The 9,464-nt window shown below is 57.1% G+C and carries 9 protein-coding genes and 1 tRNA gene; 5 read left to right on the top strand and 5 right to left on the bottom strand.

From position 1 onward, the window contains the following. Positions 1–510 precede the first annotated feature (510 nt). Positions 511–1,122, bottom strand: coding sequence for a hypothetical protein (locus G394_RS21300; protein WP_156902639.1), 612 nt, complete (start codon positions 1,120–1,122; stop codon positions 511–513). 725 nt (positions 1,123–1,847) lie between these two features. On the opposite strand from G394_RS21300, the gene G394_RS21295 reads away from it, so the two are divergent. After that, a complete protein-coding gene (locus G394_RS21295; RefSeq protein ID WP_156902638.1) occupies positions 1,848–2,171 on the top strand; it encodes a hypothetical protein in 324 nt (107 codons plus the stop codon). Positions 2,172–2,377: 206 nt separating this feature from the next. Here the strand turns inward: G394_RS21295 and G394_RS0115445 are convergent, their stop codons facing one another. The 4 genes from G394_RS0115445 to G394_RS0115430 form a co-directional block, all read right to left on the bottom strand. Continuing rightward, entirely contained in the window at positions 2,378–4,069 is a 1,692-nt protein-coding gene (locus G394_RS0115445) for a site-specific integrase (RefSeq protein WP_084435729.1), read from the bottom strand. Positions 4,070–4,160: 91 nt separating this feature from the next. Next, positions 4,161–4,256 (bottom strand) — tRNA-Ser (locus G394_RS0115440). Next, on the bottom strand, positions 4,247–4,780 hold the full coding sequence (gene tadA / locus G394_RS20405; RefSeq protein ID WP_051307246.1) for a tRNA adenosine(34) deaminase TadA: 534 nt from the start codon (positions 4,778–4,780) through the stop codon (positions 4,247–4,249). Before tadA ends, G394_RS0115440 begins: the two co-directional genes overlap by 10 nt. 46 nt (positions 4,781–4,826) lie before the next feature. Continuing rightward, the gene (locus tag G394_RS0115430; protein WP_028578437.1) at positions 4,827–5,636 is read right to left on the bottom strand and encodes a phosphoribosylformylglycinamidine synthase subunit PurQ; all 810 of its coding nucleotides are present in this window, start codon (positions 5,634–5,636) and stop codon (positions 4,827–4,829) included. Positions 5,637–5,958: 322 nt separating this feature from the next. On the opposite strand from G394_RS0115430, the gene G394_RS0115425 reads away from it, so the two are divergent. Genes G394_RS0115425 through lptC form a run of 4 tightly spaced genes read left to right on the top strand, consistent with a single transcriptional unit; the run spans position 5,959 to position 9,458 of the window. After that, positions 5,959–7,608 carry a CTP synthase gene (locus G394_RS0115425; protein WP_028578436.1) on the top strand — a complete coding sequence of 550 codons (1,650 nt, stop codon included), beginning with the start codon at positions 5,959–5,961 and terminating at the stop codon, positions 7,606–7,608. Then, positions 7,605–8,411: a 3-deoxy-8-phosphooctulonate synthase gene (gene kdsA / locus G394_RS0115420; protein WP_028578435.1), complete on the top strand. Its 807-nt coding sequence runs from the start codon at positions 7,605–7,607 to the stop codon at positions 8,409–8,411. Before G394_RS0115425 ends, kdsA begins: the two co-directional genes overlap by 4 nt. Further along, the gene (locus G394_RS0115415; RefSeq protein ID WP_028578434.1) at positions 8,401–8,925 is read left to right on the top strand and encodes a KdsC family phosphatase; all 525 of its coding nucleotides are present in this window, start codon (positions 8,401–8,403) and stop codon (positions 8,923–8,925) included. Before kdsA ends, G394_RS0115415 begins: the two co-directional genes overlap by 11 nt. Then, complete coding sequence (gene lptC / locus G394_RS0115410; protein ID WP_028578433.1) at positions 8,922–9,458, top strand: LPS export ABC transporter periplasmic protein LptC; 537 nt, start codon at positions 8,922–8,924, stop codon at positions 9,456–9,458. The genes G394_RS0115415 and lptC overlap by 4 nt, the downstream gene beginning before the upstream one ends. Positions 9,459–9,464: the final 6 nt, after the last annotated feature.

Genomic DNA, 9,464 nt, shown 5'->3' with positions numbered 1-9,464 from the left:
GTGCCGAGGTAGACCTGATTCACAACCTTGGGCTTGCCGTTCACACGGGCAATCTCACGGATGTAGAAGTAGGGTCTTCCGTTTTTCATTTTCTTATGGAGGTGCGCCATGTCTCGGCCATATCATAAGGGTCTTACATGTGCAAGAAAAATCATTCTTTTTGGTAAAAAATCAGCAAGTTGTGTCGTGGAAAAACGGGAAAGGAAGGGGTCTTACAGGAAATGTAAGGGTAATAGTCTGGAATTATGAAGAAAATGGGCCTGGATCAGGAGATTTTTTCGAAACTCCTGTCTGATTTCCCAACTCTTTTCCTAAACAGCCTTAAACGTCCTCTCATCAAAAATGTATCAACAATGCCGACCTAGCAAATCTACACCCTCAAGATTGTACACAACACAGTTAACATGCAATGACAGATCCCCAACGTGACCAGTCTTCTCACAAAAATATATTTCTGAAATTGCACCAACTACAGCTAATCTCTTAAACTTCATATAATAAATTTTCTTCTTACTCATTACCTTGCTTGTGTCTTTTGGCATCATCAACGACCTTCTTTTCCCAATCATGAAACCATCTTGTTTTTCTGGAAATAACTTCGTCCATAATTTTTTGATTTTTAGATGTTAATGTATATGATCCTGTTTCATGACGATTTCTTCTGAAAAGCTCATCCATCAAAAGATCATCCTTTTCTTTTCCAAGATAGTCAACATCAATTAGCCCGATTAAGAATGCATATAAACTCTCAATTCTGGCATCATTATTTATCATAAAGACTAAATGTGCAACTTTTATTGACTTAATTATCTCGTCCTTACTGATTCCCGACATATCAGGAGAAAGCAGAATATTATTATCATTTATATCGTAAAACTTATTGACATAGAATAAAACTTCATACGCCCACTTAATTACCTCTTCTTGCGCACTTTTACTAATTTTATTGTAAAAATGTATTGGATATAAATCTATATGACGCAAGGTCTGAAGGATTGCAGCAGAAGCGACTGGTTTTTTTAAATCTGCAACACGATTAAACGAGGCTTGACGCGGCGTTGCAACATTACTTCTTGGCTCATCATTACGACAATTTCCAAAAAATTTCCCTAACAAACCCATACAGCTCTCCTTGTCTTTATACTCAATAATAATTCAGGGATCTCTTTATCCAGCAATTCCGCCCAAGTAAATATCCGCGACGACCAATTCTATCCGCCCTCTTTTACTCACCGACCAAAACAACCACAAAGGGTATACCCTTTATAAGCATATCCGTATGACACACCAGCAAACATCATCACCCCTAACATGTCTGTATTACATGCAAATTTCGCCATAGGTCTTGATATTTAGCTAATAATGAGGAAGATGTCTCCCCGTTGGATTGGATCACAGAATCAACTACAAAGGGGAAAAGTATGCCAACAGTTGTTAGATTTGGTGACAGTAAACTTGAGTGCTGGTCCCGAGTAAATTTTGAAAATGGAGACCCAATTTATATTAGTATCGCCCGTAGCGGAATTATTGTCAAAAGATCTAGAATGGGACTATTTGGCCCATTACTGTACTCAGAGAAAAATATTTATAATATATCCGAAACTGCACAGTATTTAGATATGTTAATCACAAAATACACAACTCCAGACAACATGACTAATCCAATTTTAAAGGCATTTACTCAGACAGCCCTAGACTCATTATCTATAGCCAAATTCACCATAACGATGAACACAGTCAAAAAATTGTACAAAGAGCAGAACGAACAATCATAACATAACTTTCTGCGTACATAAAATATCATAAACGCAACAGTTCAAACTAAATAAAGTTACAGGAATTATATCATGTTTAAATGGTTGAAAAATAAGGCCGCAGAGCGAAGTGGAAAAAATGCCGCCATAAGCACTCGGACCTTAGTTACGATTGCAAATGGCGCTAATCAAAGACTAATAGATAGCAATGGCAAAATTAACCCCGAAGATGTAAAAAGTGTCTCTTCAGCACAAAACAGCCTACTCATTGATATTGACTTCGCAATTTCAAATGGCATGACGATCAACGAAGTCATAAACGATTATATCCGCCCCACACTAAATGGCCTAAACGCATCCGAAGGGGCAATAAAATCAATAAATCATGTACTATCTTACAGAGGTGGCAATTTATAAATAATTTTCTGGAATTACGAAATTGACACAAGGCGAAGAGCAAAACCACTAGTGCATCAGCACAGCAAGATGTGGAGCGTGGCATACGTAGAGCGTCAGAAACCTACTGGCAAGGGCCACCGTGTCAAAACGATACACAACTTTAACAAATCAATTCGTTCCACTCATCATCCAACAAGGAAGGGCAGACACACTGCCCTCCCTGATCAACCTGCCGCCGGAGCGAGGCGCCCCAAATCCAGCCCCGGATAACAAAGCTTGCCCATCTCCCGGGCCAGCACCTCAAGGCTTGCTCCTTCGCCGTAGAGTTCTCCAGCACCGGGTAGTGCATGACCTTGGAGCAAATCCCGATACTCCTTGGGAACCCCGGAGTTCCTGAAGCCGTCTTTCGCTGTATGCCTGAAGGAATGGAACACCTTCTTAGGATCGGTCATCCCGTGCTTCCGGGCATACCTGCCCCACCACTTGGTGAAGTTCTCCGTGGGGCTATCCTGTGCTGACTGAAGAGCAGGGAATAGCGCCCCGCCGCCTTCACGCCTCCGGACGTCCACGTACTCCATGAAGCCCAGCCTCACCAATTCCGGATGAACCGGGACTGTCCGCCTAGCGTTAGCTGTCTTGGTCCCTGCGTCCACCATGTCAAAGAAGATGACCCCACGCTCCTCTTTGACATCCTCCGTGGTCAGACGCCCCAGTTCCTGTAATCTTGCCCCAGTGAACAACGCCAGAAGAGGAAGCCATTTAGCGGCCTCACCTCCTCCGGCCTTGGGCCGCTCCCCGGCGGTGAAGACTGGGAACGAACCGAAAATCATGTTCAGGTCATCAATGGAGTACGGAAGGCGAGCTTTCGGTGCGCTCTTGCTCAAACTGATTTTCATGTCTGCTGCGGGGTTGCTGTCGAGGTAGCCGTTCTTGGCTCCCCACTTCAAGACTGCCCCCACTGCGCCCAAGGCTTTCTCGTTAACCGTCTTTGGGGAAAGGCGTTGCAGGTCGGGCTGCTTGTCGCTCAACTCCAAGAGCTGCTGGACATTGAAGGTTCGGTAATGGTGGGGAAGCTGGTTGATGACTGGCAGTTTGAGCATCGCATCCCTGTAGTCTCGCACATGCGCCTTGGTGATCTGCTCGACAGGCAGATCTCCGTGGAGTTCGATGAAGCGATGGACGTACACCCCGAAATCTTGAACCGTGTTCTCTGAGCGTGTGACACGTTTCTCCGCAGCCCACTTCTCAAAGAGGCCGGAGAAGGCGAGCCGGCAGTCATCTGTGGCGGTCTGGACAGGAGAAGGCGTAGCCGCCGGGAAAAGCTCTCCTGCGGGCCGTGCTGGAGTATTCACCACATCCCCTTGGAATCTCTTGCCCTGCTTCTCTGACGCCACCACAGCGGCCTTGAGGAACCGATAGGCCAACTCCTTGAACCGCTCACTCTCCCTCTCAAGGGAAATGCCATGATTGATGAGCCAGTCTTCCAGCATATCGGCAACGACACCAACATCTCCCCGGGCCAACGCTCGCTTGTAGCGTGTTAACCGCTCTTGGTGCTTCTGCTCCCACCATTCGTACGTCGTGTCATCCGAGCCTGCCAGCCGGATCTCCTCGTCAGCCCTGAGCATGCTATGCTCAAGCATCATGGCAAGGCGGTCCATCTCAACGTCGGAGATCTCCGTTCGGATCTCAGCAGCGAGCTTTGCCCGGACCTCGGTGAACTCTTGGTCGAGCCTCACGAACTCCATCCGGGCCTTCTCACAGGCGTTCCGGTAATCGGAGGTCTCAAGGCTGAATGCGATCTCTTTCTTGGGATGATAGTGGTCGAGAAGATCTTGAGGAATGCGACGACGGAACCACCAGTGAGTGGTCCCTTTGCGGCGACGAACGCCCGGACACTTTGCCATTGTTTCCATGCCCCTGTGGTACAGCGTTGTGGGACAGTTTGGAAGCAAAAGCTAATGTAATTTGAGGATGTTGAGTGAATTCGGCGAGATAAAAAAGAAATGGCGGAGAGGGTGGGATTCGAACCCACGTACCGGTGATTAGCCGGTAACTCGATTTCGAGTCGAGCGCGTTACGGCCGGACTTCGCTACCTCTCCGCGAGGTTTTTGGAAATTTTCTTTTCCTGGCGGCGCTTTCGAAAGAAGCCGCTCAGGAGGGCGCTGCATTCCTCTTCGAGGACGCCGCCCAGGGCCCAGAAATGGTGGTTGCTCCAAGGCAGGTCCGTGCCGCTCATGCGGCTGACCAGGCAGCCCGCCTTGGGGTCCGCGGCGGCGTAGACCACTCCGGCCAGCCGGGCCTGGATGACGGCGCCCAAGCACATGATGCAGGGCTCCAGGGTCACCACCAGGACCGCGTCGGTCAGGCGGTGATTGCCGACCCGCCGGGCGGCTTCGCGCAGGGCCAGGATCTCGGCGTGGGCCGTGGGATCGTTGTCCCGGATCGTCCCGTTCTCGCCGCGGCCCAGGATGCGGCCGCTGCCGTCCACGATCACCGCGCCCACCGGCACGTCTCCCCGCTCCTCGGCCGCAAGGGCCAACTGCAGGGCCTCGTTCATGAAGGGCTCCCAGACGCTGATTTCGTCCGGGTCCGGCGTCGGGGAAGGCGCACAGTAGAAAGTCATGGGTCCGCTGTCAATGCTCTTTGCAGCTCCCGGTCTCGTCCCTGGCCTACCGGGCCTTGAGGTAGTCCACGCCGCCCTTCAGCAGGGCCGTGCCGAGGGTGGACGTCTCGCCGCGGGTCCAGCGCGGGTGGTTGGTCGGGTGATTGTAGGCCTCGGGGTGCGGCATGAGGCCCAGAATCCGGCCCGACGGGTCCGTCAGGCCCGCGATGCCCAAGGGAGAGCCGTTGGGGTTGGCCGGGTATTCCTGGGTCACGGCCTTGGTCGACGGGTCCACGTATTGCAGGGCGATGAGATTCTGCTCCTGCAGGCGCGCAAGGGTCGTCTCGTCGCCGGGCACGAGCTTGCCCTCGCCGTGGCGCACGGGGATATAAAGGTAATCGAGGCCCTTGGTGAACACGCAGGGCGAGTCCTGATTGATCTTGAGCGTCACCCAGCGGTCTTCATACTTGGCCGAATCGTTGTGGCTCAAAGACACCTGGCGGGTGAAGTAGGCCCCGTCCAGGGCAGGCAGCAGACCGAGCTTCACCAGAAGCTGAAAGCCGTTGCAGATGCCCAGGATCAGCCCGCCGGCATCGAGGAAGCCCTTGAGCTCCTCCATGAGGGAGTGGCCGCTGGCGGTTTTCATGTGCCGCCAGCGCAGGGCCGCGGCCTGGGCCGAGCCCAGATCGTCGCCGTCGAGGAAACCGCCGGGCAGGATGAGAAAATTGTAGTCGGCGAGCCGCACCTTGTCCGCCGTCAGGTCCGAAAAATAGACGATGGTCGTCTGGTCCGAACCGGCCTGGTCCGCGGCAAAGGCGCATTCCCGCTCACAATTCGTCCCGTATCCGGTGATTACCAATGTCTTGACCTGGGCCATCTTCCCTCCGAAAAAGCGGCCGCAGCCGCGCTGTATTTTCACGTAAGGAAGGCCATTACAGGCCAAGCAAACCCGGCGCAAGCCCGAAAATGACCCCTTGCCGCTGTTTGCACTCCGCCCGGTTTCTGCTATGCAGACCCGAGGTGTTTGCAGGACACCAGGGCCGCTTGACAAGCCGGAAGTCCGCTGCCAAATGACCCGGCGGACATATTGGTTGTCGAATTTCGGGCTGCCGGCAGGTGGCCCATTTGTTTTGTGAACCACGGATTCCGCGCACCCGCGCGGACGATGGCAGAAGAACTTTCAGGCGCACGAGGACGTGATGAACACCAAATTCATTTTTGTGACCGGAGGGGTGCTCTCCTCCCTGGGAAAAGGGCTGGCCGCCGCTTCCATCGCGGCCCTGCTCAAGGCGCGGGGCCTTAGGGTAACCATCCAGAAGCTCGACCCCTACATCAACGTCGACCCGGGTACCATGAACCCCTTCCAGCACGGCGAAGTGTACGTCACCGACGACGGCGCCGAGACGGACCTGGATCTGGGCCACTACGAGCGCTATCTCGGCACGAGCATGCACCAGCGCAACAACTACACCTCGGGCCGCATCTACAACACCGTCATCACCAAGGAACGCCGCGGCGACTATCTCGGCGGGACCGTGCAGGTCATCCCGCACATCACCGACGAGATCAAATCATCCATCCTGAGCCTGGCCAGCGACGACCTCGACGTGGCCCTGGTCGAGATCGGCGGCACCGTCGGCGACATCGAGGGCCTGCCCTTCCTGGAAGCCATCCGCCAGCTGCGCGCCGACCTGGGCAAGGACAACGTCCTCTACATCCACCTGACCCTGGTGCCGTTCATCAAGGCCGCAGGCGAACTCAAGACCAAGCCCACGCAGCACTCCGTCAAGGAACTGCGCAGCCTCGGCATCCAGCCCGACATCATCCTCTGCCGCTCCGAAGTGAACCTCGGCGACGACATCAAGCGCAAAATCGCCCTCTTCTGCAACGTGGACCGCGACGCGGTCTTTACCGCCATCGACGTCAATCACATCTACGAACTGCCCCTGACCCTCTACAACGAGGGCGTGGACCAGAAGATCGCCATCCTGCTTCGCCTGGCCGCCAAGAACCCGGACCTGCAGGCCTGGAAGGACCTCGTGTACAACCTGCACCACCCCAGGACCCAGGTCACCATCGCCATCGTCGGCAAGTACGTTGACCTCAAGGAAGCCTACAAGAGCCTGCACGAGGCCCTGACCCACGGCGGCGTGGCCAACCACGCGGCCATCCGCTTCCTGTACGTCAACTCCGAGGAGATCACGTCCGAGAACGTGGCCGAGAGGCTGGCCGCCGCCGACGGCATCCTCGTGCCCGGCGGCTTCGGCATCCGCGGCGTGGAAGGCAAGATCGCGGCCATCACCTACGCCCGCGAGAACAAGGTCCCCTTCTTCGGCATCTGCCTGGGCATGCAGTGCGCGGTCATCGAGTACGCCAGAAGCGTCATGGGCCTGGCCAAGGCCAACTCCGAGGAGTTCGACCTGACCACGCCGGACCCGGTCATCTATCTGATGAAGGAGTGGTTCGACTTCCGCAAGAAGTGCGTGCAGCGCCGCGACATGGCCAGCGAGAAGGGCGGCACCATGCGTCTGGGCGCCTACCCCTGCGTCATCGAGAAGAACACCCGCGCCTTCGAGGCCTACGGCCAGGCCGAGGTATCGGAACGCCATCGCCACCGCTACGAATTCAACGGCGCCTACCAGAAGCGCTTCGAGGAGGCCGGCCTGACCATCAGCGGCACCTCGCCCGACAAGAGCCTGGTGGAGATCGTGGAGATCAAGGACCACCCGTGGTTCCTGGGCTGCCAGTTCCACCCCGAGTTCACCTCCCGGCCCATGCTGCCCCACCCGCTGTTCCGCGAGTTCATCGCCGCGGCCGTGGCCAACAAGAAACCCGAGCAGGAACCATGATCGACTGCGCCGAACTGGTCGCCGACCGCCCCTTCCTCATCGCCGGACCCTGCGTCCTGGAGAGCCTCGACGTGGCCATGACCGTGGCCGTGGAGCTGCAGGCCATCTGCGCGGAGCTTGGCCTGCCCCTGGTCTTCAAGAGTTCCTACGACAAGGCCAACCGCACCGCGGGGGGGAGTTTCCGGGGGCCGGGCCTGGACACCGGGCTCGACTGGCTGGCCCAGATCAAGAGCCGCACGGGCCTGCCCATCATCACGGACATCCACGAGCCGCGCCAGGCCTCCCTGGCCGCCGAGGTGGCCGACGTGCTGCAGATCCCGGCCTTCCTCTGCCGCCAGACGGACCTGCTGTTGGCCGCGGCCCGCACCGAACGCGTCGTGAACATCAAGAAGGGCCAGTTCATGGCCCCCTGGGACATGCGCGGCCCGGTCGAGAAGATCCGCTCCGAAGGGTTCACGCGCATCTGGCTGACGGAGCGCGGCTCCATGTTCGGCTACAACAACCTCGTGGTCGATTTCCGGTCCCTGGTCATCATGAAGCAGTTCGGCTGCCCGGTCATCTTCGACGCCACGCACTCGGTGCAGCTCCCGGGCGGCCAGGGCACGTCCTCGGGCGGCCAGCGCGAGTTCGTGCCGCCCCTGGCGCGAGCGGCCGTTGCCAGCGGCTGCCAGGGCCTGTTCATGGAGATTCACCCGGACCCGGACAAGGCCCTGTGCGACGGCCCCAACTCCTGGCCCCTGGCCAAGGCCCGCACCCTGCTCTCGGAGCTGGCGGCCATCTGGAGCGTCCCCAATGAATGCTGAGCGCCTGGCCCGCGACGTGCGCCTCATGATCCTGGACGTGGACGGGGTGCTGACCGACGGCGGCCTGTACTACGACGAATCCGGCTGCGTCATGAAGCGCTTCAACGTCCAGGACGGCCTCGGCATCAAGCTCGGCCCCAAGGCCGGCATCGAGTTCGCAGTCATCACGGGCCTGGAGTCCCCGGCCGTGAAGCGGCGCGTGACGGAACTGGGCATCGGCCACTATTATTACGGGCACCACCGGAAGGTGCCGGCCATGCGAGAAATTTCCGAGAAGACCGGCATCCCCTTCGAGCACATGGCCTACGTCGGCGACGACTGGGTCGACGCCGCGCCCATGTCCATGGTCGGCTTCCCCATCGCCGTGCCCAACGCCCGTCCCGAGATTCTCAAGCTCGCGGCCTGGACCACCCGGGCCATGGGCGGCCACGGGGCCGTGCGCGAGGCCCTGGACTTCGTCCTGCGCGCCCAGGGCAAGCTCGACGTCATGTGGCGGGAGTGGCTGACGGCATGAAACGAGCCTTGGCGGCCCTGCTGACCCTTCTCGTCCTGGCCGGCATCGCCGTCCTGGGTTGGCGCATGCTGTGGCCCGAGCGTCTGGACCCCGACATCGCCCGCAACGTGGACGTGGACCTGAGCCTCAAGGGCGTGAACCTGAGCCAGGGCAAGGACGGCAAAAAGCTCTGGAACCTGAGCGCTGCCGGGGCGGACTACGCCGAGGCCGGAGACGAGCTGATCCTGACGGACCCCGTCATCACCTACTGGGGCGAGGACGGCGAGGACCACGTCGAAGTCACGGCGCCCAAGGGGCAGGTCTGGCAGAAGGAGGACCGCGCCAGGATGTGGGACGGCGTCAACGCCACCCGGGGGGAATACCGCATGCGCGCCGACACCCTCGACTACACGGGCGGCAACCGCACCCTGGTTCTGTCCGGCCACATCGACATTTCAAGCGATTCCATGCAGGGCAGTTCCGACACCCTGACCTATTTCCTGGACACGGGCGACATCCTGGCCCGCGGCTACGTCCAGGTCACCCTGAACTGACGAGCG

It is taken from the genome of Desulfomicrobium escambiense DSM 10707, from assembly GCF_000428825.1.
Taxonomy (GTDB): domain Bacteria; phylum Desulfobacterota; class Desulfovibrionia; order Desulfovibrionales; family Desulfomicrobiaceae; genus Desulfomicrobium; species Desulfomicrobium escambiense.
This window is presented reverse-complemented; position numbering and strand designations above follow the sequence as displayed.